This window comes from Paraburkholderia sp. BCC1885, from assembly GCF_900996235.1.
Classification (GTDB): Bacteria; Pseudomonadota; Gammaproteobacteria; order Burkholderiales; family Burkholderiaceae; genus Paraburkholderia.
On the sequence record NZ_CAAJGM010000263.1, the window covers coordinates 22854 to 47287 of the forward strand.

Sequence of the window (24434 nt, forward strand, 5' to 3'; positions counted from 1 at the left end):
AAGGTATCCTGTTCAAATTATCGCCTGCCCGAAAATTTCCGCCGATGCGGTTGCCAATAACTTTTCCGCCGCATGCTCTGCGACCATCAACGTGGGAAGATTGGTGTTCGCACTTGGAATCACCGGCATAACGGATGCGTCGACCACGTACAGGTTCGCGAGACCCGCAACGCGATAGCCGCTGTCCACAACCGTCTGCGAATCGCGCGGCGCGCCCATCGCACAGGTGCCCACGGGATGCCCCATCGGGGCGATCGAGGCCAGTATCTCTTCATCTGTGATTTGCCCTTCGCCCCGACGTTCTGCAAGCGGCTGCCCGACATTCAATGCCCGTCGTACCGCCATTCGTCGAAGCGGACCCGGTGCATTCAGAGCCACTTGCGCGCCGACAGCCATGGCCGCGCCGGCAAAGCCCGCGCGATTGAACTGGTTGACTGCCATTGCGGCGGGCAACAAGAATGCCTCGTTGTAGCAGTCCTTAACCCCCGGGTCACGCAAGAGCGTTTCCAGCAAGCGGGCCCCTTTAACCACGCGAGGCGCGTCTCGTGGATCATCAAGCATTCTGAAGTCGATACGTGGATTGGCATGAACATCACTGCTCATCAACGTCACAAAGCCCTTTGAAAAAGGCGAGTACAACGCCGAGCCAACCATCGCCACAGCCGTTCCGAAGCTCTGCGGACTGACCCGGCCGAGCGCAAACAGAAGAAGGTCGCTTTCCGGACAATCCGCCATCATCGACGATGCACGCACACCCGCGATAACAAATCGCCTAAGCGCCTGGTCAAGCCGCTTGCCACGCGGCAACGTCAAGGCATAGAAGAGATAGGAGTGGTTCTGCAGGTTTCGCCCCACACCTGGCAGGTCAAGAACGGGCTTGATACCTATTCTTTCAAGCTCAGATGCCGGCCCGACACCCGAGCGCAGTAGGATGGCAGGCGAATGTATCGCGCCCGCAGACAGGATGACACGGCGAGCCGCGAGATTCTTTAGCACACCGGCCTGTTCGACCTCGACTCCTACTACGTTAAGTCCGTCGAATCTCAACCGTGTCACGCGCGTATTCGCCAGAATCGTCAGATTCCTTCGATTCCTTACCTGCGCGGTCAAATAACAACCGGCACTCGTGGATCGTGTATTCGAATCGCGGCTTACCGGCATGGGAAAGAAGCCATCACCGGGGCTTTCATTGATGTCCGCGATGTGCGGCAAGCCGAGAGAGGCCGCTGCGGCCTTCATCGCCGCAACGAATGGCGGCCACTCCTCTGCTGGCATTCGACGTATCGGGCTACTGCCGCCCGTCCTGCCTGGACGCCCAGGATCGTCCTCGATCTTGCGATAAAACTTCACGGCTTCGTCCCACGACCAGCCATCGGCCCCGGCCGCCGCCCACCTTGAAAAGTCCGACGGAACGCCGCGCAGCGCGAACATACCCATGATGCTCGAACCGCCGCCCATGATCTTCGCCTGCGGGAAAGGCCGCGGTTTTCCACCTTTGACGACGGTGGCCTCAAGGCCGGCCCAAAAATACCCAGGGTTTAGCGTCGAGCTTGGAAACGTGTCCTGGATGTCGGCAGGCACGGCGCCGGGCGGTGTGTCGATACCCGCTTCGACAAGCACAACGCGATGTTGCCCGTTCTCGGACAGACGCGCGGCCAGCACGGCACCCGCAGTGCCTCCGCCAACAATCAGATAGTCGGCCTGTGCGTCCCGCTCGATAGTTGCCTGAGCATCCCGTTTCTGAGTGGTGAATGAGGATGTCATTGGTCAGACTCCCGAGCCTGCCCACGCCCGCGACAGAATTTCGCGAAGCGGAGCGGCCTCAACCGGCCTTGGATTGTTATACGGATGGGCCATCGTCTCTGCGACAGCACGCTCCACGCCATCCTTTGGCATCCCGATGTCGCGCAACGCAAGCGGAATTCCGCAACTGCCTTCAAGGTGCATAAGCGCGCCTATGGCGTCGTCGCTGCGCATGGCGCGCGCCAGCCGCTCCAGGGCATCGGGAATGGCGGGCGCGTTGTAGGTCAACGCATACGGCAGCAAAATGGCATGCGTTTGCGCGTGAGGGAGGTCAAAGAGTCCGCCGAGCGTGTGACAGAGCTTGTGATGCAAACCCATCGAGGTTGAACCAAGACAGCATGCGCACAGCCAGGCGCCGTAAAGCAACTCGCTACGCGCCGCGGGGTCACCCGGATTGCGTAACACTTCAGGAAGTGCATCGCAAATGGCGCGTACCCCCTCCTCTGCCATTAAGGACACAACGGGGTTACGGTCCGGGGCGTACAGCGCCTCGGCGGCATGGGCCACCGCGTTGAAACCGGAGAGCGCCGACATGACGGGCGGCAGAGTCAACGTTAGATCGACGTCGTACACGACGACCTCGGGTTGAATCCTGGGATCGCGCTGCGTTACCTTGCGACCGCTTTGCGTCTCACCGAGAATTGGCGTCATCTCGGAGCCGGCATAGGTTGTTGGAATGACGATTTGCGGCAGGTCGGTACGCAGTGCAATCGCTTTTCCTAGTCCAATCGTCGAGCCGCCGCCAACCGCAACCACGCCATCAACTTTCAATGTGCTCACCACCTCCATCGCACGCTCCGTCACCTCTACCGGAGTGTGCATGGTAGCGTCCGGGAAGAGTCCCACCACGCGCGAACCCAGCAGATTTCGAACACGCTCAGCGAGCGCGGCCTGCTGCGGCGTCGATAGAACCAGCAGACGGCTCAGGCCCAGACGGTCCACCTCTGCTGCCAGCTTTTGTGTCGTCCCGCTGCCGAATACGACTCGTGCGGGCAGTCCCTGATAATTGAATGCGTGGAGCATGAGCGTGTCAACCTGCGTTAGGGTCCTAGGAATGCGGTTACAGCAGCGAGCACGCCTCGTCAAACGACAGGCGCGGCAAGCGGTCGAGTACCTTGCTGGAATCGCCGTAACCGAGGTTGCATAGGAAATTCACCACGATGTCGCCGTCCGGGAAAAATTCGCTGTTGACTTTCGCGGCATCGAATCCGGACATCGGCCCACAGTCGAGACCGAGCGCCCGAGCTGCGATAATCAGATAGGCGCCCTGCAGACTACCGTTGCGAAATGCAGTGCTTTCAATGAGTTCTGGTTTGCCGTCAAAGATGGCTCGCGCTTCCGGACGATGTGGAAAGAGCGTGGGTAGCTTCTCGTGGAAGCGCCGGTCATAACCCACGATGACACTGACCGGCGCCGACTTTGTTTTATCGACATTGCCAGGCGCCAATGCGGGCAGCAAGCGCGCTTTAGCCTCCGGCGTGCGCAGAAAGACAAAGCGTGCCGGGCAGGTGTTCATACTCGTCGGGCCGTGCCTCAACAGTTCGTAGAGTTCCTGCAGTTGCCCATCGCTGACGGGCTTGTCAAGCCAGCCGTTCTGAGTTCGAGCAGTTCTAAACACGACGTCAAGCGCAGCGGGATTAAGAAGATTTTCCATAGTAGTCCTATAAGCCATTCATTTAAAAATTCAGTTCCCAAAACATGGCGATTCAAGTCCGCCTGTCTTTACATCCGGAATCAACGCGCCGGCTGCATGCCGGCCGCAGCCTCCAGCCACGGAATCACCGCAGTCGCGCCGCTTACCGCGGCGCCGCTTCCCAGCGCGCCGACGAACATCTGATGGGCAAGTCCAGTCAGCGTGAGCACCACGCCTTTAGATTTCCCGCGCGCAAGCGCCGCCTCGAGACGCTCGCCGATCATCCCGCAGGTAAGCGAGGACTCGTAGTCGAATTGCGACACGCGAACTGCATGGTCCTTGATAATTGGAGAAGCGATCGCGCTGGTTTCCATCACCTGGACCATGTCGCTCCAGTCAAGGCCCGCTGCTTCGCCGAACACCAGCGCCTCGGCCCACATGCCGAGTGTCACGCCAGTCATGACATCGAGCACGCCTGTCATCGCACGGGCCTCTTCTCCCGCGCCGAGATAGACAATTTTGTCGGCTAAGCCTTCGAGAACCATCTGAGCGGCATCGACCGCGCTCGGGCCGCCGCTCACCATCGCGGTGGAGATCGTTTCCTGCGGTGTCTCGGCCGGTCCATGCGTGATGGGCGCGCGCACATAAAGTGCGCCAGCTGCACTCGCAGCCTTCGCGATTTCGAGCGACAGGGCCTCGCCAATCCAACTGACATCCACGTAAACCAGTCCCGGCCGCTCTACGGTCAATAGTCCAGCCGGTCCAAGTACCAGTTCGCTCAGCTCGTCTTCCGTTGCGCAAGACGTCACGACAACCTGCGCGCCGTCCAACGACTCCGCGTGCGTTACGTCAGCAAGCTCGCGAAGATGGTAGGACAACCGCTGCCGCAGAAGCACGGTTTGTGCATTTCCGAGCACCACAACTTTTTGCATGCGCTTCATCATGTTTCCTCAATCCGCTTTAGGCGCCATTAGGCCCGCGCTTCCTGACGTTGCCGGCTTATGGAGTCGACCAGCACCGCGATGATAATGATGGCGCCTGTGACGAATGGCTGCCAGTTCGCATCCACATTCAACAGGTTCAGCCCGTTTAGTACCAGAGTCAGAATCATTGCGCCGATAAGTGTCCCAAAAGGGCTGCCCACACCGCCGAACAGCGAAGTTCCGCCAATCAGCACTGCGGCGATTGCAGGCAGTGTCAGCGGCTCGCCAATATCCCCTTCCGCGGAATTCAGGCGTGCCAGGAATACAAGGCTGCCAAGTCCTGCCATCAGGCCGCTGAGCGTGTAAACGAGCACAAGACGGCGCTTCACCGGAACGCCCGAGAACCTGGCGGCGACTGGATTGGACCCCAGCGCGTACACTTGTTGCCCCCATGTCGTCCGGCCCGCAAACAGCGCCGCAAGCGCCAGAAAAATCAACATGAGGTACACCGGTACCGGGATTGAAAACAGGTAGCCCGAGCCGAGTTGCCTGAATCCGTGCGGGAATCCGTAAATGGTATTGCCGCCCATGTAGTAGTACGTGAATCCATTGATCAGCCACATCATTCCGTATGTTGCGATGAAGGAGGGCATTCGCAACGCAGCGACCAGCAGGCCGTTCACCAATCCGATTGCCGCCCCGCAGGCGATCGCGACCACCGCGCCTTCGAGAGCCGAACCGCTTACCTTGATAAGCGTGCCTGCCAGGCAAGCCGACAACGCAACGTTGGCGCCGATGGACAAGTCGATTCCGGCGGTCAGCACCACTAGCGTCAAGCCCGATGCCATCAGAAACAGCAGGCTCGTCTGGCGCAAGACGTTCAGAAGGTTTCCTGAAGTCAGGAAAGCGTCGCTGGCGAGCGATAGCGCCAGTCCGATAACAAAGACGGCTGCCAGACGCGACGCCAGCTTCGACATACCTTCAGTCGGCTTTAACCGCTTTGGAAGTTTGATGGCATTCATGATTGTGTCTTCCGTCCTTCTACAAAGAGAGCCAGTAGCACGAGCACACCGATACACGAAACCTGCACGGACGACGGCACACCCACGAGATTGAGGCCGTTTCTTAGCATACCGATCGTCAGCACTCCCAATAGAGTCCCAAGCAATCCGCCCTTCCCCTTTTCGAAAGAGGTTCCGCCCACAATCACCGCGGCAATTGCGTCAAATTCAAGTCCAAGCGACGCAGTGGGATGAGCCGTACTCATTCGAGCCGTCAGCAATACCGCGCCGAGGCCAAACATTGCCCCTGCAAAGGTATAGATGCCGATGAGCCAGACCCGAAGCGAAATTCCAGCAAACCGCAAGGCCTCAGGATTTCCTCCAATGGCTCTCGCATAGATTCCCACCCGGCTTCGATACATCAGCACATGACAGAGAAGGTAGACGACAGCGGCGAAGAGCAAAGGAGCCGGAACGCCGAGCACAGAATTGTTATACAGCGCGGGGATGAGCGTCCCGATCCCGGTGATGCTCTGCCCTCCGCTCAGAATGAGCGCGAGTCCCTGCGCCATTCCCATGGTTCCCAGCGTGACGACAAAGGGTGGAAGACGAAGCCAGGCAATCAGCGTCCCATTGATCAGGCCGAAAAGCGCGCCGACACACAGCGCCACCGTGACTCCAACGGCGCTGTTGCCGCCCGCCTGCATCACCCATCCGAGCGATACGCTGCTGGCCGCCGCGACCGCCCCCGCCGACACGTCGATGCCTTCGGTGAGAATGACAAACGTCATCGGCAAAGCAATGATGAGCAGAATCGACGACTGCGAGCCGATGTTCATCAAATTCGCTGCATCGATGAACTGCCGGTCCAACGCGGTAAAGACCACGATGACGGCAGCCATCATCCACGCCACACCGGGTACGCGCGCGGGCACGTCGGTCCAGTGCGCGGGTTGGACAAGTCCCTGAACGTTACGCATCTTGCATCCCCAAAGCCAGGAGGTTCTCTTCAGAAAGCTGGTCCCGGCTCAACTGGCCCGCTACCCTGCCTTCGCGCATCACATAGGCGCGGTCGCACACGTGCACGATTTCCAGCAATTCAGAGCTGATGATCAGCACCGCAGCGCCGTTTTTTACCAGCTCGCCAATGAGCGCAAAGATCTCTGCCTTTGCGCCGACATCGATGCCGCGCGTCGGCTCGTCGAAGATGAACAGCTTCGCCCCTGTCGCAAGCCACTTGCCGATGACGATCTTTTGCTGATTGCCGCCACTCAGTACGGCGGTTCGTCGCGTGACGGTCGGCGTTGCAATGCGCAGGTCTGCGACCATCTCGTGCGCGATCTTGCGGGCGAGACGCGGTCGAAACCATCCGCCGGGAAAGCGCATTGCAAGCCCGGATAGCATCAGGTTATCGCCCACCGAACGTGTCACTGCGAGCCCTTCGTGTTTGCGGCTTTCGGGAATCAGCGCCATGCCGAGCTTCACTGACTCATACGGTTCGCCTTTGCGACGCTTGCCGAACACTTCGACTTCGCCTGCACTCACGGGATCAATGCCAAAAGCGGCCCGCGCCACTTCAGACCGGCCCGACCCCACCAGACCGGCGAGACCGACGATTTCGCCCGCTCGCACCTCAAGGTCGACGTCATGAATCCCATTTGGCGAACTCACTCCACGCATCACCAGTGCCGGCACACCTGGTTGGTCGCAAAACGTCCGCGCATAAGTGAGGTCGACGTCGCGCCCGACCATCATGCGGACGAGGTCGCCAGGGGTCGTGTCGGACGGCACCGCGGAGCCGACCATTCGGCCATCGCGCAAAACCGTGATGCGGTCGCCAAGCTCGAATACCTCGCTCATGCGATGAGAGATGTAGACGATTGCGACCCCTTGTGCCTGCAACATCCGGATGACGCGAAACAGATTCGCCGTCTCCCGTTCCGATAATGGCGCAGTCGGCTCGTCCATCACGAGAATGCGCGCGTTCTGCGAAAGGGCCTTGGCAATCTCGACCATCTGCTGCTGGGCCACGCCGAGCTTGTGGACTAGCGTATGCGGGTCGACATCGAAGGCAAGCAGTTCCAGCACCTTCTTCGCCTCGATATGTGCCTTTCTGTTATCGACGGTTCCAGGAAAGCGGCCGCGAAACTCCCGGCCGATGTACATGTTTTGTGCGATGTCCAGGTGCGGGACGAGAGAAAACTCCTGATAAATCACTGCGACACCCAGCGCCTGCGCGTCCTTCGGAGAGCTAATTTCAACCGGTGCGCCGTTATGAAGAAACTCGCCTTCATCCGCGCGATACACCCCGCTCATGACTTTCATCAGGGTGGATTTGCCCGCGCCGTTCTCTCCTAGCAACATGTGCACTTCACCGGCGCGTACCGCGAACGTCACTCCGTCAAGCGCGCGCACGCCCGGAAACCGCTTGGCGATATTGCGCAGTTCAAGTAATGGATGCACGGCGCCCGAATCAACGAGACCAGACGGATGGCGGCCGGCAGCACGCTCTCCCCTGCCGCTGCCGGCACCATAAGACGCAGCGCTTCTGAGTGCGGCAACATTGCTCGAATTGCCGCTCATACCGCCCCCGACAGCGTTTCGACATGCTTGACGAGCGCGATGTAGTCCTCTTCTCCGCCACCCATTGATATCAATCCCTGAAACATGCCGCGCACGGCGGAGGTGAGAGGCACCGGAACCTGGCTTTGCGCGGCGCAGTCGAGAATGAGGTCGACATCCTTGGTCTGCGTGATGGCCGACATGGTTGAGGTGAAGTCGCGGTCTTTGAGTGGCGGGACCTTGTAAAGCACCATGGGCGAGGCAACATGGCTTGATGCCAATACGTCGAGCATTTTTGACCAGTCGAGACCGCTCTTACGTCCAAGCGTTAGCGCCTCGCCAATCATTCCTGCAGAAACTGAAATCATGAGATTCACCGCTAGTTTCATCAGCCGGGCTTCTTCTGCCTGACCGAGGTAGAAAGCGCGGCGGCCGATTTTGTTAATCAACGGCAACGCAAAGTCGTACGCTTCGCGCGGGCCGGATGCCATCACCGTAAGCGCGGCAGCAGCGGCCACTACCCCGTTACCCGACACGGTCGTCCGGAGATACTGCACCCGGCGGGACGTGGATGCCTCGGCTACCTCGGCTGATACGCCCGCAGAGACCGTGCTGGTGTCCATGACGACAGCGCCGGCGCGAGCGTTTGCAATGACACCTTCGACCCCCAATAAAACCGCCCGGAAAGTCACATCATTCGGCAAGGACGTGACGATGACGTCGGACCGGCTAGCGACGTCAGCAATCGAATCCCCTCGTGTGGCGCCTCTCGACACAATCGTATCGAGACGCTCTTGCGCACGGTCGAACGCGATGACGTCGTAACCGGCTTTCAGCAAGTTGGTGCACATCGGCAGACCCATGTTGCCGATCCCGATGAATCCAACCCGAACGGTCGGCTTCGTTTCACTCATGACTGACTCCCAAATGACAGAGGAGATATGCGGGCATGCTTCAGTGAGAAGCCAGCAGTTCGTTCAGACCACCGGCGATGCGTCGCCCGGAGAGATCGAGTTCGTTCAGCAGGCTTTGGACAGCCGGGTGCATAAGCCGGCCATGACGCTTGCGGAACTCGCCGGCCACCAGCACCGTGTCCACATTAGACGCAGCCGCCTGCATGATCAGAGTAGCGACGGGATCATGAAGCGGACGCATATTGATGGTGTCCGCGCGAACCAGCACGACATCAGCCTGTTTTCCTGGCGTTAGCGAACCGATTTCGTCTGCCAGTCCAAGCGCTTCTGCCCCGCGCATCGTCACCCAAGCGAGCGCGTCGTCGCAGGACAATGTCGAGGTAGGCGGTAAATGACCGTCGGACGCTTTCGATGCTGCATTGTCGAGCGCTCTTTGCGATGCAAGCGCCATTCGGGCGACGGTGAACATGTCGCCGGCGATCGACGATTCCAGGTCAACGCCGAGCGAGGGCGCCCGGCCGGCATCTCGAAGACGCCCCGTAATCGGATGGCCATGGCCCTGCAGCATCTCCGTTTCGGGTGCGAGCGAAAACGTGACGCCGCAATCGAGCATCATGCGCAACTGCGCATTGGTCAGGTTATTGCCGTGAACGACGTTGGTTCGTGAATCGAGCAATCCTGCTGACGCAAGACGCTCCCACCCGTCGGGTGTTTTCGCGTCGAGGCCGGCGCAGTGCATGCTGGCCACCAGCCTGAATTCTCGAGCCAGCAGAAAATCATGAAGCGATACCTCAAACGTCGAATAGTGTGGCCCCAGGATAGCCAGACCCAAAGTGACCAAGTCGCCCTGATTGACGAAGCGCTCGCGCATCAGACGCTCCACTTCCCCCCTGGGGTGCGGGATTTCGCTGAAATGCCTCTGACCAGGCTTGGGGTCCGGCTTCGGCGATCCGTGAAAAAACACGCTACGAATGCCCGCTTCGATCAGCCCATCGATGGCACGGTCGGTATGCGCTGGCGTGGGATTGTTGTGACACCAGTCTCCAAGCGTCGTCGTGCCGCAGTCAAGCTGGTTTAATGCGCCGACCAGGGTGCCGATATAGATGTCGTCCGGCGAAAAGAGTGTCGCAAGCCCTGCATGAACGCTACGAAAATATTGCGGCAAGGTCCAGTTCGCCGCGATGCCGCGCAATGCCGTCTGCCACGTGTGCATGTGGGCATTCACGAGGCCAGGTATCACGATGCACCCGGACGCATCGACTATCTCGGCGTCAGGCGCATTCAACTTCGCCCCTACCGCTTCGACCCGGGTTCCATTCAGGAGTACGGATAAATCGCCCGACCCAATGCGAGGGTCCATTGAAATGACATGACCGCCTTGAATTAATTTTTGTTTCATCTTACGTCTCCTCCGACAATACAACGGGCGACTCAGGCGACTGCGCGGACCGCGACGGGTGTAGCGTGGTAATCAACCTGATGCCTGGCAATTCGCACGTCGCCCAGTTCCTGTCTGACCCGCAGGTGATCGGCATGGTGCGCGTATGCTGCGAGCGACTCGTGCGAATCAAATTCCGAATACAGCACGACGTCGCAGGCATAGTCGGCGCCGCTGACATCCACGCCGACTTCCATGTGCAGCAGGCCGGGAACCTTGCCGACCAGGCCTTCGAAGGCCGCTTTAAGACTGCGCGCGACATTGGCCTTGTCCTCCGGCGTGTCGCCTTTGAGATTCCACATCACGATGTGCTTGATCATCGGATCCCTCTCACCTCATGCGTATGAAAGCGCGAAGCTCGCGCGATGGTTGCTGTACGCGGCAAGCAGCAAAAGCCGTTACCTGCTTCGGCCGGTTCCTGCGTTGACCCGGTTAAGGACAAACGTGAAATCGAGCGTGCTGAAAGGACTGTCATGCGCGATTCCGTCCGGCGATGTACCCGACTCATGCCGCTCCCAGTCGGCAATGAGAGATGAACGGACGCCAAACACCGCATCTGAATCGAGATACTTGTCGCCGGATCTGAACACGTGCGTAATCAGCCGTTCATATCCCGGTGCGTCGATCATGAAGTGGAGGTGCGCCGGGCGCCATGGATGCCGCCCCAGCGCCGTCAACATCCGGCCGACCGGCCCGTCGTGCGGGATGGGGTACGACTCGGCGGTTATCGAGCGGAAATGAAACGTTCCGTCGGCCTGGCTGCGCAGGGTGCCGCGCCCATGTGCTTCATGCGTACCAGCGTACTGGACGTCGTAGAAGCCATCGGAGTCTGCCTGCCAGACATCGACGCGGGCATTGGCCACTGGCTCTCCGTCAAGTCCGGTAACCCGTCCCGTCACGAAACAAGGTTCGCCTCTCGCGCCATTGCCCACGTCGGCGCCATTTTCGTAATGGGGTGCGTCTTCGACGAAGAACGGTCCAAACACCGTCGACTCCGTGCATCCCCGCGGTTTGCGATTGTTAAGCGCCGTGACCAGCATCGATAGCCCGAGCGTGTCCGACAGCAGAATGAATTCCTGGCGTTTGTCGTCGGTGATGTGGCCAACCTCGGTCAGGAACTGGATCCCCTGAAACCACTCCTCTTCCGACAATTGAACGTCTCGCGCGAATGCGTGCAGGTGCTGCACCACGCTCGTCATGATCTGTTTGAGACGGGTGCTGGAAGCCTCGGCATGGCGGGCCAGCACGATCTGGGTGATCGTGTCCTCGTCGACATTTTGCATAACGTCTCCAATGTTGATCTGCTTTGAGTCAGAATATAGTCTGCCAATGGCCGGCGAAAAAGGCTTGCAGCGGGAAACATAATCCCGCAACGCGGGAAACAGGAGACATCAGTGGACAAGTGGGTCGAACTCGAGCTGTTTGTTCAGACAGCTGAGAGAGGAAGCATTTCGAAAGCTGCGGAACAGCTAGGGCTTTCGACCTCCGCCGCCGGACGGCATCTCGCCAACCTTGAACAGCGACTTGGCGCGCGACTCGTCGAGCGCAATACGCGGCGTCTGTTCCTGACCGAAGTCGGCGAGGAGTTCTATCGGCGCTGCCGGAATATCGCCTCGGAGATGGAAGAAGCCGAAGCGCTCGTCAGCTCTGCCCTTCTAAGCCCGGTCGGGACGTTACGGGTCACGGCGTCCGTGTCATTCTGCTCGCAGATAATTGCGCCGCTTCTGCCGGACTTCTCCGAGCAATATCCCAAGCTAAAGGTTGCGGTCACCGCAGCGAATCGCTACTTTGATCTGATTGAAAGCGGCATCGATCTTGCAATCCGCACGCGCGAGCACGAAGCAGACTCCGGACTCGTGATACGGCGCCTTGCTGAAACGCGCCGCATACTTGCCGCTTCGCCCGAGTACCTTGCGAACTTTGGAACACCCCGCACGCTTGAGCAGCTTGAGGGACACCAATTTCTGGTCTACACATTGGCGAACAATCCTTACGAACTCACCTTCTCAAGGGGCCACGACACTCGCACCGTGAAAATTAGCGGGGTGCTGGAGTCCAATGAAGGACAGGTCATCGTCAAAGCCGGACTCAACGGGCTCGGTATCGTGATCCAGCCCGTGTACATCATTCACGACGAAGTCATCGCCGGCCGGCTTGTTCCGCTGCTTGAGGAATGGGATTTACCCTGGTTGAAAATCAATATCGCGTACCAGAACCGCAAATACATCTCGTCAAAGGTCCGCGCGTTCACTGAGTTTCTCATCGCACATTTTCAAACCATGGAATACGAACGCCGGTGGACGCAGAGGTGGCCTTAGGTTATTGCGAGCATTAATGACGACATGTCCGAAATTCGAAAGTAGCTGTCTCATCAACGGGACGGGGTGGCGATACAGTGCGTACTGAGCCAGCCAAGGGCTGCCGCCGATAGGAAAACCAACGCGAGGTGATGGTGGACGTACTGACAGCGATGAAAGTATTCGTTAAGGTAGCGGAAGCAAATAGCTACGCGCACGCAGCCGAGACACTGGAGATGGGCGTTCCGCGCATCAGCCGGGTCATCACCGAGTTGGAGGAACATCTCGGAACGCGCTTGCTTCAACGGACCACACGAAAGATGTCGATGACCGAGGCCGGCCGCATCTACCTTGACCGCTGCCGGCAAATACTGGGCGAAGTGGAAGAAACGTATTCGATGCTATCGACGAATGCGATCAGCACGTCCGGTCGACTTCGGATTGTCGCGCCTGCACTATTTGCAATGCGTCAGCTAGGGCCGATACTGAGCGCCTACCAACGTGAGTATCCCAATGTGATTGTCGACCTTGCTCTGGTCGACCGGGCGGTCGACCTCATCGAGGAGGAGTTCGACCTCGGCATTCTCGCGGCCCGCCATGTGACGGCGCAGACCCTCGTCTCAAGACATCTGACATCGACCGACTACTACACCTGCGCATCGCCCGACTATATAGCCAGGAACGGCGCGCCGGCGCACCCCACCGATTTGATAAGCCATCCTTACGTTTCATTCCGTACCTCGCAGGCTACGGACGAAATTGTATTCAATGCACCTGATGGAACCGCTGTCAGCGCCGCGCCCAAACCCACGCTCTACACCAACAACATCGGGATGGTCCGCGAGTGCGTTCTGGCGGGGTTAGGCATTGCAACGCTATCCGCGTATCTCGTCGAAGACGACATCCGCACTGGAAAACTCACGCGTCTCTTGCCCGAGTACAGCCTGCCCGACCGCGAATTTCGCATCGTTTATTCGAATCGAAAATTTCTGCCGCTGAAAGTCAAGGCATTCGTCGATATGGCCGTCGACCACTTCCGCGAATCGGCTAAGGGTATGCGACCAGAGGCAAGCCCCTTGCCGTCAGCGCTTAGATAGTGGCATGGCCAGCAGGATCGCCGCCACACTGTCCGTGCGGTTCTCCAGCTTGCGACTTTCCCCTGGCGCGATACGGCAAGAGTCGTGGCGACTGAGTTCCACTTCGCCTTCCTCCGTCGTGATGGTCACAGAGCCTTCGAGCACCACATAATGCTTCTCTACCGCAGATGCGTCCAAAGAGGTATTGCCCCCCGGAGAAATAACGGATACACCCATCCACAGATCGCTAGCGGGTCCCGCCTCATGACCCTGCAGTCGCAGGCAGCGCATCATGAAGTGATTCTCGGGAAAATACTCGGGTGCCGCAGCAAACCGCGTGACGTTCATTTTTGTCTCTGGCTCCATGCAATCGTTCGCAAATGTTACTACGGCAAGGGGTCCTGTCGGCACGCACGATTCAGGAAGTGTTCCTTGTCAAACAGGCAACTAAGGCCGAAAGCCGACAGACACCTGCAGCGACGAGTGAAAGAGCAACCCGTTCCAGGAAGGTCGCGCTGCAGCACCAATTGCGCTAATGTAATAAGTGGTTTGAGTATCGGCATTCAACTTTCGCGCAACAACCTGTGGATTGACGACTATGTCCCAAGCAGTGCCTCCTGACCTGTCCGACGAATCCGGCCGCGGCAAATCGTTGGCGCGACCCTACCCACGCGGACTGCGTATCGACCCGCACTCCCACGACTGGGCTCAGGTCCTCTACGCGGTAGCCGGTGTGATGTGGGTCGAGGTCGGCCGCGAAGCGCTGGTAGTGCCCCCTCAGCGTGCCGTATGGTTACCCCCGAACACGGTGCACTCCATCCGTATGATGAGTGCAGTCGAGATGCGCAACCTGTATCTGCGCGAGAGTGATGTGCAGCATCTGAGCAGACAGGCCGATGTTTTCGAAATCAACGGCCTTCTTCGCGAACTCATCACCACGATTGCAGAGCGGGAGACTGAAAGAAATGAGGAGTACCTGGATATAGCCTATCGTTTCGCCGCGCTCGAACTGGGGAATGCGAACCGCTATTCGCTGCGGATTCCCCTGCCCGATGAGTCCGATCGCAGACTGGATGTGCTTTGCCGAGCCGTGATAGAGAATCCGTCGGTGGATATCAGCTTCGAGCAACATGCGGCCTCCGTCGGCGCAAGCGTCAGAACGCTCGCGCGTCTTTTTTCACGCTCGCTCGGTATCGGCTTTGCGGAATGGAGGCGACAGGTCCAGCTAGCCATTGCGGTTTCGAAGCTGGCTGAGGGCCAGTCGGTAAGTGCCGTTGCCCGTGCTCTCGGCTATCGTCCAAGCAGCTTTAGTGACATGTTCCGCCGCGAACTCGGAACCTCACCCAGCGAGTTCTGCGCGGACGAAAAGTTGGCGGACGAGTCAGCAACAAGCGAAGAGGTTTGACCGCATATAGAGGCCGGCCCAACCCCGGGCGCGACTTCAGCGGCGCCGTGGTAGACAGCCAGTCCGAGCGGCAAGGTCCCATATCGCATCGGACATCGAGCGCCAGGGATTCGGCTGGAGTCCCTGCGCCCGATGTCGCTCCGTCTGAATACACGCCGCAACCATTTCACTACGTGCGCGACCACTAGACCACTAGAAGTGCATGACGACGGGTTTGGAAAACACATACCGCTCCCCGAGTGTCACGTAGCGTTCAGCAGCAACCACAATGCCAGCGATTTCTTCTTCGGTCAGATTTCTCAGCAGGCGCGCTGGATTTCCCGCCCACAGTTCCCCCGAGCCCACGACTTTGCCCGGCGTCAGTACGGCCCCCGCTGCCAGCATCCCACCTGTACGCACGATCGCGCCGTCCAGAACCCGCGAGCCGAATCCAACAAACGCTCTGTCTTCGATCGTGCATGCATGAAGGATTGCGCCATGCCCAACGGTGACCTGACTGCCTACCAGCGTCGGCGCGCCGTTAGTGGTGCCGTGCAGAATGCAGCCATCCTGAATGTTTGTCCTGGCGCCCACCACGATACGTTGGACATCGCCTCGCAGCACAGCGTTGAACCAGATTGACGCTTTTTCCCCAACCAGCACGTCGCCGATAATGGACACGCCACGCGCCACAAAGACTGATTTGTGTACCGACGGTGTACCGAATTGCTTTCCGTCCCATTGTTCGCTCATTTTTTTAACCCCAGTATTTCGCGAGCTTCCGCGGCCGTTGCGATTTCACCGCCGAGCGACGACACAATGTCACGAGCCCGCGCCACGAGCGCAGCATTGCTCCCGGCGAGCACGCCTTTCGCGATGTAAATGTTGTCTTCCAGACCAACCCTGACATGACCACCCGCTAACCACGCCTGCGCGACGATAGGAAACTCCGCACGTCCGATTCCGAATGCGGACCATGCCGCACCCTGCGGCAGGAAGTTACGTGCATACAGCATCGTCTCCGGTGTGGCGGCGAAGCCGTATTTCACCCCCATCACGAATGTCCACAAACCGGGACCGTCCAGCACCCCTTCCTTGATGAGATCCAGCGCCAGATGCAGATCGCCCGAATCGAAAATCTCAAGCTCTGGTTTGACACCGGCCTGGCGAATCACCTGGGCCATCCGGCGCACGTTCTTAGGAGTATTAATGACGACATCGCCGCCCGAATTCATCGTGTTGAGATCGAGGCTGCAGATGTCCGGGCGAAGCGCCGCAATGTGTTCGACGCGCTTCTCCGGCGGCAGCAAGGTCGTGCCGGGTGCAGCAATTTTCGGGTCGTCGTCCGACGGAATGAAACGCCCGCCTGGCCCCGTGGTGAGGTTGATGATCAGTTCCGTGTCGACTTCGCGAATGAGCTTGATGACCTCGCGATACAGCTCAACGTGCATCGACGGGCGTCCCGTTGCCGGATCGCGTACATGAATATGCGCAACGGCGGCGCCGGCCTGAGCAGCTTCGAGCGCGGCAGTTGCAATCTGCCGGGGCGTGACAGGCAGTCCCGGATGTTGTTCCGGCTTCGTCAGATTGCCCGTGACGGCACAGGTGATGATGGTTTTGCGTGCGTGCATGATTAACCTTGAATCGTTCAACCGAGACGCCGGCCGCCATCGACAACGATGGTCACACCGGTGCTGAATTTCAGATGTGTCGCGCATGCTTCGATTGCATCCGCAATGTCTTCTGGAGTGCCTATGCGCCCGAGCGGGGTCGTAGCCGCGACCTTGTCGTTGAAGTCGGCTCCGCGCCCCGGCACGAAGCTCGTATCCACTACGCCAGGCGCTACGTTTAGCACCCGAATGCGTGGCGCCAGGGCTCGCCCTAGCGAAGCCGCCATCACATCGAGCCCTGCTTTCGCTGCGCAGTAGGCAATGTTGCTGCCCACACCCGTCGTTGCGGAAATGGACGAGACGTTGACAACAAGTGCGTCGCCGGCTTCGTCCAGAAGCGAACGGAAGGCACGGATTGCAGCAAACTGTGCACGCCAGTTGACCCTCATGATTTCATCAATGAGGTCGTCGGTCAGCGCGTCGAGATCGGCGTGTTTAACGGGCTTTGTGAAACCCGCGGTGTTGATAAGGATGTCGGTTCGACCATATTGCGCGCGAACCTCATTCGCCAACCGCGAAAGTGACTCACTGTCCGTGATGGTCACCCGCTTCGCCATATGTCCCTGGCCGGGGAGCGATTGGACGACACGCTCCGCCTTGCCGTTATCACGCTGACCGCAAACGACCACCGATGCGCCCGCCGCAGCGAAGCGTTTAGCCGTCGCGACACCAATTCCGCCAGTGCCGCCAAGGATCACGGCTACTTTCCCTTGAAGAAGGTTTGACATCGTTCTCTCCGGTGTTATTTGATGGGTGGGGTCGGATAGGTCGGGGTACCCTCCGCCACGACAAATTCGTATTCCAGCGTGTAGTAAAGGCCGCTGACGTCGAGGGCCGGCGCCTTGCCATCCTCATGAGCCAGGAATTTGCCGACCAGGGCGCGGTTCACACCAAACACGACGTCCGAGCCAAGATGTTCCGAATCGTCGGCAAAGACCTGACTGACGAGCGTCTCGTAACCGTCCGCGATGATGACGAAATGGATATGTGCCGGGCGGTATGGATGGCGATGCTGGCTCTCCAGCAGTTTCCCCACGGGGCCGTGGGTTGGCACAGGATAGCCGGCTGGGCGGACCGAACGAAAGCGAAAGAACCCGTCGGCGTCCGTATGAAAACGTCCGCGCAGGTTCATGTCGGGCTGCTCGGGATCCTGGTTCTCGTACAGTCCGACCGGCGAGGCCTGCCACACATCGACGACCGCGTTCTTGACCGCTTCACCAGCCGTGTTGACTACGCGGCATCGAACGAAAAGCGGCGCGCCGGGCGAACCCGCTGCAACGATGCTGTCGCCGTCCGCATACTCGGGTGAATTGCCCCGATAGAACGGCCCCAAAAGCGCACCGGGAGTACGGTTAGTTCTGTCTGCCGTGTTAAGCAGGGTGATGAGCGTCGAAAAGCCAAGCACGTCCGCACACAGCACCACTTCGTTATGATCGTCCACCGTCGCTTGACCAATGGCCTTAACGAATTCGAGCCCCTTTTCAAATTCCGGGTCGGTCAGTCGAATCTCACGAAAAAACGCATGGGCATGGCGCACGAGAGCGTCGACGATTTGCTTCAATCGCGCATCGTCCGTCTCGCTCATGGCCTTTAATACGACTTCAGTAATCGAATCGGGGTCGTCAACGATGCTGTCGAGGTGAGATAAGTCCGTCATTTCAGTCTCCATTTGTCTTTCTGCAGCGACCGGCCGAAATTGTTCGGCGCGGCAAGAACCATTACAGGTTGCTCGCTCCAGATGGATTGCGTTGGGCCTCAATGTCATGCTATCCAGTTGAGAGGCGCCGGGCGGACAATCACTTCCGAGTTTCTGCCAGGTTCACAGATCCCTGAAGCGATGTCCGGTTTCATCAATACGGTTATCTGACGCCGGAATCCGGCGTACCCGTTTGCCCTTCGGCAAGCGTGGGAACCCCGCGCTGCCAGCCGCCGCCGAGCGCCTTGATGAGGAAGACGCACTGCTCGAGCTGCTGGCCATGGATGCCGGTTGCCAGCCGCTCCTGCGCAAGCAGTGACTGTTGCGCGTCGATCACGTCGAGATAATTGGCGAGGCCGTCTTTGTAACGTTCGGTGGCGATGGACAGCACGTGGTCGGCACTTGCGGTCGCACGCGTGGCGTCGTTGGAAGCGGAGCCGAGGTAATTCATGCTCGACATTCCATCCTGCACTTCCTGGAACGCTTTAAGGACCGTGGCGGAGTAGTCGTCAACCGTCGCCCTGTAACCGGCCTCGGCAAACCGGTTCATGGCCGCGATCTTGCCGCCCTCGAAGACGTTCTGAACAGCGCTGCCACCCAACGACCACAACAGACTGGAAGCCGTGAACAGCGACCCACCCGCCACCGATTCAAACGCAATAGAGGGACTGAGGACGATATTCGGGTAGTACGCGCTGCGAGCAACGCCGATCTTCGCGTTCGCCGCGGCTACCGCGCGTTCAGCCGACGCAATGTCGGGGCGGCGCTGCAGCAGTTCGGAAGGCACGCCAACCGGCACGACGGGAATCTTTGCCGGCAGCACGCCTGCCTCAAGAGCGAAGTCCGGCGCCGGCGTGCCTGTCAGCGTCGCCAATGCATGCACATTGCGCGCACGCTGGTCTTTCAGCAGTTCAAGCTGCGTTTTGGTCGCGTCGAGTTGCGCCTGCTGCTGTGAGAGGTCGAGCCCCGACGCATCGCCGTCCTGATAGCGATGCTGCACGAACGCCAGCGCCTTCGCCTCGTAGTCGACCATTGACTGGACCACGCTCATCTCCTCGTCCAGTTCCCGCACTTCAAAATAAGTTGTCGCGACACCCGCTGCGACGACCAGCTGCATGTTCTGGAAGTCGGCGGCCGATTGTTCCGTCCCGGCCTTTGCGGCTTCTACCTCGCGCCGCACGCGGCCGAAAAGGTCGACCTCGTAGCTGGCCTGCACGCCGACCTGAATGTCGTTCTGCACCGTCGAAGTATTGGGCACGCCGTAACTGAGGAGTGGCCGGTTGGCCGAAATTCGCCCACGGCTTGCGTTTGCGCCTACACCGACGGACGGAAGCTCGGCCGAGCGGGTCTCACCCAATTCGGCCTCGCTCTGCGCGTAGTGCTCGAATGCCGCCTTCAACGTCGGATTGGCTGACGCGGCTTTCTGCTCGAGCTGGTCGAGCGCAGAGTCGTCGAACAGGGTCCACCAGTCACCTTTTACTTTGGTGTCCTCTGGGTTTGCGGCAGACCACGGCGCCTGCGGTTGCCATGCGGCGGGCGTCGGTACGGTTGGACGAACGTAGTCTGGACCCACAGCGCATCCGGCACACAGAATCGCCACGGCGCAAGCAGTCAACTGCCCGATAGGAAGTTTCATGGCTGTCTCCTATCGAACGGCAACATGCTGTCCGTCTTCGAGCGAATCGGGCGGATTCAGCACCAGACGGTCGTTGGGAGCAATGCCTTGAACGATCTGCAGCGTGGTTCCATAGTCTTCGCCCACGGTCACCGCTCGAAGACGCACGATGCCATCCGCTCCCACCACGGCGACGCGCAGCCCCTCAGCGCGAAACAGCAGCGTGTTGGCAGGAATCACCGCCGCACCGGAAGACGGCAAATCAAGCTCTACGTCGGCATATGCGCCAGGCTTGAGCACGCCCGCCGGATTCGGCAGGTCCACTTCGATCTGCATCGATCGTGTCGTCGTATCGATGGCGTCCGACGTGCGCGCCACTGTGCCGGAGAATGTCTGACCCGGCAGCTCTGCCAGCGTGACCTTGACCTGCTGTCCCGCGTGAATACGCTGGGAATACGATTCGGGAACGTAAACGTAGGTCTTCAGCATGTCGATCCTGGCAAGCATGAACAGTTCTTTGCCTGGACCCTCGGAGCCCGCGTCGACGAGTGCGCCCACATCGATATTGCGGCGCGTAATCACCCCGGAGAAGGGTGCAACCACGCTTTTGAAACGCTCGAGTTCCTGCAACCGGCCCACTTCGGCATTCGCAGCAGCGAGGTCCGCCTGCGACTGCGCCAGCGTGCTCTGCTTTTCGTCGAGTTCCTGCTGAGAGACTGCGTCGTGCGAGCGAAGCGTTTCCCAGCGTTTGGCCGAGGTCACGGCGAGCCCAAGACTAGCCTGAACCTGTTGCCGGTTTGCCTCGGCCTGGCTCAACTGCCGGTCCACCTCCGGCGTCTCGATGGTGGCGAGCAGTTCGCCCTGCTTCACCGTGTCGCCAATATCTTTGTACCAGTGCGCGACGTAGCCCGTGCTTCTCGCATAGATTGGCGATTCGGTCTGTCCCATCAGTGTTCCTGGAAGCGTGACCTTTCTCAGGGCCGGCGTCGCCGAAGGCTTCACCACGGTCACGTACTGCTGCGAGATTTCGGTTGTCGTGTTTTGCAAGGCATTGGCATGCGCCTCGCGGTCCCGCAGGGTCTTTGCGCCAAGGACAACGAATGCTATCCCTACTACGACGGCCATCCTGGATGCTTTCTTCACAGGTGCCGCATGTGCGCGGGTTGACGGATTGTGCGAGACCGGCGCGGCAGATTGTTCAATATCAGACATGGTCATTCTCCAGTTGCCGGGGTGACGGCGGAATTGGGTTTGCGTTTACCGTTGAGCAAGGCGAATACAGAAGGCACGAAAAGCAGAGTCGAGAACGTGGCGAACAGCAGGCCGCCGATAACGGCACGCCCTAACGGCGCGTTCTGTTCGCCACCGTCGCCCAGACCAAGCGCCATTGGAATCATTCCGATGATCATGGCGAGCGCCGTCATCAGCACAGGCCGGATCCTTGTGGCGCCGGCTTCGTAGGCGGCCGCTAATGCGTCGCAGCCCGCCGCCATGCGTTCACGGGCGAACGACACCAGCAGGATGCTGTTTGCCGTCGCGACGCCCATGGTCATGATGGCGCCCATCAAAGCGGGCACACTCAGACTCGTTTCGGTGAAGAACAGCATCCAGGCGATGCCTGCGAGCGCCGCCGGCAATGCGGTGATGATGACGAACGCATCGACCCATGTCTGGAAGTTCACGACGATAAGCAGATACACCAGCACGATGGCCATTACCAGACCTACGCCCACCGCGACAAACGACGAGTTCATGGTTTGCACCTGGCCGCGCAGCGTCACACGGGCCCCGCGCGGCAGGCCCGGCTGGGCCGCCTTGACGAGCTTGCCGATTGCGGCGCTCACCGAGCCGAGATCGCGTCCATCAACGTCCGCGTAGATGTCGACGGTCGGTGTGATGTTGTAATGAGAAACCACCGCGGGCTCGATCGACGGCGTCACATTCACGAGGTTGCCGAGGAGCTGCTCCGGATACCCGGATCCTGCATGGGAAACGGGCGTGCGCATCAGGTCGTCGAGCGTGTTGATGCGATATTGCGGCGACTGAACTGCGACGTTGTAGACGACGCCGTTTTTGCTCAGCCAGAAAGCCGGCGAGGTCTGGAAGCTGCCGCTCAGCGAATACAGCATGTTTCCAGCCACATCCGCCGCATTCAGTCCAACCTGCTGGATGCCGGTGCGGTCCATGCGCAGATTAATGCCGGGGTTGTTGTCGAGTTGATAAACGTGGACGTCGACAGCACCGGGAATCCGCTTCATCTTGTAGGCGAGCTGGTCTGCAATGGTACGCAGCTTGGCGGTGTCATTTCCCGCGAGTTGCACGTCGATCGCTGCGGGCGAGCCGAAGTTCAGAATCTGCGTCACCATGTCCGCCGGCTGGAAAAAGAATTCGGCGCCCGGATACAGCTTCGGAAGCTCCGCTCTCAGTTTGCGGATGTAGTCATTGGTGCGACCCTTGTGGTCGGTCTTGAGCGCCACGAGAATTTCGGCATCCGAATTACCAATGGTGCCGCCGTTGCTGTACGCGAGATTGATACCGCTGACCGGAAGGCCGATATTGTCGAGAATGGTCTGCAGGTCACCGGCCGGCACCACGTCACGAATCGTCCCCTCGACCTGGTCCGCCAGCTTGGCCGTTTCCTCTATACGCATTCCGGTGGGGCCACGCATATGCAGGCGAATCTGACCTGAATCGACGCCGGGGAAGAAGTCACGTCCAAGCGTCAAAAACAGTGCACACGAGAGAACACATAGACCCAGAAATATCGTCACGAACACCCGGCGATTTGCCAGCACCGCTTCCAGCACCCCGACGTAACCTGACCGGAGACTTTCGAAACCCGATTCGAAGCGACGCTGAATGCGATGAAACAGGTTGTCGTTCGTCTCCGTATGACTATGCGTATTTCCGGCCATCAGATACTTGACGAGCGTCGGGACCAGCGTGCGCGACAGAATGTAGGACGCCACCATCGCGAACACCACGGCCTCGGCCAACGGAACGAAAAGGAAACGCGCGACGCCGCTAAGGAAGAACATCGGCACGAACACAATGCAGATACACAGCGTCGAAACGAGCGCGGGCACGGCAATCTCGCCCGCTCCGGTCAGAATCGCCTCTTCAAGCGGCGTGCCTAGATGAAGGTGACGTTCGATGTTCTCGATCGTCACCGTGGCGTCGTCCACCAGAATGCCCACCGCCAGCGCGAGGCCGCCCAGGGTCATCAGATTGATCGTCTGTCCGCACACGCTTAGCATGATGATTGACGACAGGATCGACAACGGAATCGACACCGCGATAATCACCGTGCTCCGCCAGCTACCCAAAAACATCAGAATCATCATTGCTGTCAGCGCCGCGGCAATGACTGCCTCGCGGATGACCCCGCTAATCGCGCTCTTGACGAACACCGACTGGTCGAACAAAGGCGTAATGCGCAGGTCCTTCGGCAACGACGCCGCTGCTTGAGGCAACATCGACTTGAGATCGCTCACGATTTGCAGCGTGGAAGCACCCGAGCCATTTTTCAGAATGGGCTGCAGCACGCCACGTCGGCCGTCCTGCCGAACAACGTTCGTCTGCGGCGAGAAACCATCCCGCACGTGAGCGACCTCACTCAGGTAGGTGGTCGAGCCGCTCTTCGTGCGGACAGGAATGTCGTTGAGCTCCGATACCGCTTCGGGCGCACCGTTGGTGTTCACCTGGAACTCGGTGGGGCCAAATTTCGCGGTGCCTGACGGCAGGATCAGGTTCTGCGCGTTGACCGCATTGACCACATCCGCCGGCGTCATATTTTTTGCAAGAAGCGCCTGCGTATCCAGATCCACGGCGATGACGCGGGACTTGCCGCCATAAGGATAGGGAACGGCACTGCCCGGAATCGTCACGAGTTGCGGGCGCAGAAAGTTCATGCCCAGGTCGTTAAGCTGTTGCTCCGAGAGCGTGTCGCTGGAGAGCCCGAGTTGAATGATAGGCACGCTCGACGCCGAATATTTAATGACCAGCGGCGCAGTCGTGCCAGGCGGCAACGACCGAAGCGTCTGCTGCACGTTCGCCACGGCCTGAGCAACGGCCATCGGCACGCTCGCGTTCGGACGAAGATACAGCTTGATGACGCCAACGCCGGCGAGCGACTGCGATTCGATGTGGTCGATATCGTTGACCGTCGTCGTCAGGCTGCGCTCGCTGACCGTCACGATCCGCTGCGCCATGTCATTGGCGTTAAGCCCGTTGTAACTCCAGATAATGCTTACTACGGGGATGTCGATATCCGGAAAGATATCCGTCGGCATCTTGAGCAAGACGAAGGGGGTGGCTAATAGAATGAGAATCGCCGCGACGATGAACGTCAGCGGCCTTCGCAGCGCAATGTTGACTATCCACATGGCTTCCAATCCTTTGAGTTGTCCGAATGACGACCGG

General features: G+C 59.4%; 22 protein-coding genes. 3 read left to right on the plus strand and 19 right to left on the minus strand.

Annotated elements, in window-relative coordinates:
• Nucleotides 1-12 precede the first annotated feature (12 nt).
• The 11 genes from FQ755_RS33735 to FQ755_RS33785 all read right to left on the minus strand — a co-directional run bounded on the left by FQ755_RS33735 (nucleotide 13) and on the right by FQ755_RS33785 (nucleotide 11557).
• Entirely contained in the window at nucleotides 13-1764 is a 1752-nt protein-coding gene (locus FQ755_RS33735; protein ID WP_144161678.1) for a GMC family oxidoreductase, read from the minus strand.
• 3 nt (nucleotides 1765-1767) lie between these two features.
• Nucleotides 1768-2826 (minus strand): maleylacetate reductase, encoded by a 1059-nt coding sequence (locus tag FQ755_RS33740; RefSeq protein WP_144161681.1) that lies wholly within the window; start codon nucleotides 2824-2826, stop codon nucleotides 1768-1770.
• A 37-nt stretch (nucleotides 2827-2863) separates the two neighbouring features.
• Nucleotides 2864-3457, minus strand: a complete 594-nt coding sequence (locus tag FQ755_RS33745) for a malonic semialdehyde reductase (protein WP_144161684.1) — start codon at nucleotides 3455-3457, stop codon at nucleotides 2864-2866.
• 80 nt (nucleotides 3458-3537) lie between these two features.
• Nucleotides 3538-4368 (minus strand): NAD(P)-binding domain-containing protein, encoded by an 831-nt coding sequence (locus tag FQ755_RS33750; protein ID WP_186308738.1) that lies wholly within the window; start codon nucleotides 4366-4368, stop codon nucleotides 3538-3540.
• 38 nt (nucleotides 4369-4406) lie between these two features.
• Nucleotides 4407-5381 (minus strand): ABC transporter permease, encoded by a 975-nt coding sequence (locus tag FQ755_RS33755; RefSeq protein WP_144161689.1) that lies wholly within the window; start codon nucleotides 5379-5381, stop codon nucleotides 4407-4409.
• On the minus strand, nucleotides 5378-6340 hold the full coding sequence (locus FQ755_RS33760; protein ID WP_144161693.1) for an ABC transporter permease: 963 nt from the start codon (nucleotides 6338-6340) through the stop codon (nucleotides 5378-5380). Before FQ755_RS33760 ends, FQ755_RS33755 begins: the two co-directional genes overlap by 4 nt.
• Nucleotides 6333-7823, minus strand: coding sequence for a sugar ABC transporter ATP-binding protein (locus tag FQ755_RS33765; protein ID WP_260859002.1), 1491 nt, complete (start codon nucleotides 7821-7823; stop codon nucleotides 6333-6335). Before FQ755_RS33765 ends, FQ755_RS33760 begins: the two co-directional genes overlap by 8 nt.
• A 116-nt stretch (nucleotides 7824-7939) precedes the next feature.
• The gene (locus tag FQ755_RS33770) at nucleotides 7940-8836 is read right to left on the minus strand and encodes an NAD(P)-dependent oxidoreductase (protein WP_144161700.1); all 897 of its coding nucleotides are present in this window, start codon (nucleotides 8834-8836) and stop codon (nucleotides 7940-7942) included.
• A gap of 40 nt (nucleotides 8837-8876) precedes the next feature.
• Nucleotides 8877-10259 carry an amidohydrolase family protein gene (locus FQ755_RS33775; protein WP_260859003.1) on the minus strand — a complete coding sequence of 461 codons (1383 nt, stop codon included), beginning with the start codon at nucleotides 10257-10259 and terminating at the stop codon, nucleotides 8877-8879.
• An 8-nt stretch (nucleotides 10260-10267) separates the two neighbouring features.
• The gene (locus tag FQ755_RS33780; RefSeq protein ID WP_144161703.1) at nucleotides 10268-10594 is read right to left on the minus strand and encodes a Dabb family protein; all 327 of its coding nucleotides are present in this window, start codon (nucleotides 10592-10594) and stop codon (nucleotides 10268-10270) included.
• Between the two features lie 78 nt (nucleotides 10595-10672).
• A complete protein-coding gene (locus FQ755_RS33785) occupies nucleotides 10673-11557 on the minus strand; it encodes an intradiol ring-cleavage dioxygenase (protein ID WP_144161706.1) in 885 nt (294 codons plus the stop codon).
• A gap of 111 nt (nucleotides 11558-11668) precedes the next feature.
• On the opposite strand from FQ755_RS33785, the gene FQ755_RS33790 reads away from it, so the two are divergent.
• Both FQ755_RS33790 and FQ755_RS33795 read left to right on the plus strand, forming a co-directional pair.
• On the plus strand, nucleotides 11669-12592 hold the full coding sequence (locus FQ755_RS33790) for a LysR family transcriptional regulator (RefSeq protein ID WP_144161709.1): 924 nt from the start codon (nucleotides 11669-11671) through the stop codon (nucleotides 12590-12592).
• A 131-nt stretch (nucleotides 12593-12723) separates the two neighbouring features.
• Nucleotides 12724-13668 carry a LysR family transcriptional regulator gene (locus tag FQ755_RS33795; RefSeq protein WP_144161712.1) on the plus strand — a complete coding sequence of 315 codons (945 nt, stop codon included), beginning with the start codon at nucleotides 12724-12726 and terminating at the stop codon, nucleotides 13666-13668.
• Here FQ755_RS33795 and FQ755_RS33800 read toward each other — a convergent pair.
• Complete coding sequence (locus tag FQ755_RS33800) at nucleotides 13654-13995, minus strand: cupin domain-containing protein (protein ID WP_144161715.1); 342 nt, start codon at nucleotides 13993-13995, stop codon at nucleotides 13654-13656. The two genes, FQ755_RS33795 and FQ755_RS33800, sit on opposite strands and share 15 nt — an antisense overlap.
• Before the next feature lie 250 nt (nucleotides 13996-14245).
• On the opposite strand from FQ755_RS33800, the gene FQ755_RS33805 reads away from it, so the two are divergent.
• The gene (locus tag FQ755_RS33805; protein WP_144161718.1) at nucleotides 14246-15052 is read left to right on the plus strand and encodes an AraC family transcriptional regulator; all 807 of its coding nucleotides are present in this window, start codon (nucleotides 14246-14248) and stop codon (nucleotides 15050-15052) included.
• A 192-nt stretch (nucleotides 15053-15244) separates the two neighbouring features.
• Here FQ755_RS33805 and FQ755_RS33810 read toward each other — a convergent pair whose 3' ends face one another.
• The 7 genes from FQ755_RS33810 to FQ755_RS33840 all read right to left on the minus strand — a co-directional run bounded on the left by FQ755_RS33810 (nucleotide 15245) and on the right by FQ755_RS33840 (nucleotide 24397).
• Nucleotides 15245-15784 (minus strand): gamma carbonic anhydrase family protein, encoded by a 540-nt coding sequence (locus tag FQ755_RS33810; RefSeq protein WP_144161721.1) that lies wholly within the window; start codon nucleotides 15782-15784, stop codon nucleotides 15245-15247.
• On the minus strand, nucleotides 15781-16662 hold the full coding sequence (locus tag FQ755_RS33815) for a 3-keto-5-aminohexanoate cleavage protein (protein WP_144161724.1): 882 nt from the start codon (nucleotides 16660-16662) through the stop codon (nucleotides 15781-15783). The genes FQ755_RS33810 and FQ755_RS33815 overlap by 4 nt, the downstream gene beginning before the upstream one ends.
• Before the next feature lie 17 nt (nucleotides 16663-16679).
• A complete protein-coding gene (locus tag FQ755_RS33820) occupies nucleotides 16680-17399 on the minus strand; it encodes an SDR family NAD(P)-dependent oxidoreductase (protein ID WP_409937802.1) in 720 nt (239 codons plus the stop codon).
• Between the two features lie 44 nt (nucleotides 17400-17443).
• On the minus strand, nucleotides 17444-18358 hold the full coding sequence (locus FQ755_RS33825) for a dioxygenase (RefSeq protein WP_260859004.1): 915 nt from the start codon (nucleotides 18356-18358) through the stop codon (nucleotides 17444-17446).
• A gap of 202 nt (nucleotides 18359-18560) precedes the next feature.
• Nucleotides 18561-20033 carry an efflux transporter outer membrane subunit gene (locus tag FQ755_RS33830; protein ID WP_144161733.1) on the minus strand — a complete coding sequence of 491 codons (1473 nt, stop codon included), beginning with the start codon at nucleotides 20031-20033 and terminating at the stop codon, nucleotides 18561-18563.
• Between the two features lie 9 nt (nucleotides 20034-20042).
• On the minus strand, nucleotides 20043-21224 hold the full coding sequence (locus FQ755_RS33835) for an efflux RND transporter periplasmic adaptor subunit (protein ID WP_144161736.1): 1182 nt from the start codon (nucleotides 21222-21224) through the stop codon (nucleotides 20043-20045).
• A 2-nt stretch (nucleotides 21225-21226) separates the two neighbouring features.
• Nucleotides 21227-24397: an efflux RND transporter permease subunit gene (locus FQ755_RS33840; RefSeq protein ID WP_144161739.1), complete on the minus strand. Its 3171-nt coding sequence runs from the start codon at nucleotides 24395-24397 to the stop codon at nucleotides 21227-21229.
• Nucleotides 24398-24434 lie beyond the last annotated feature (37 nt).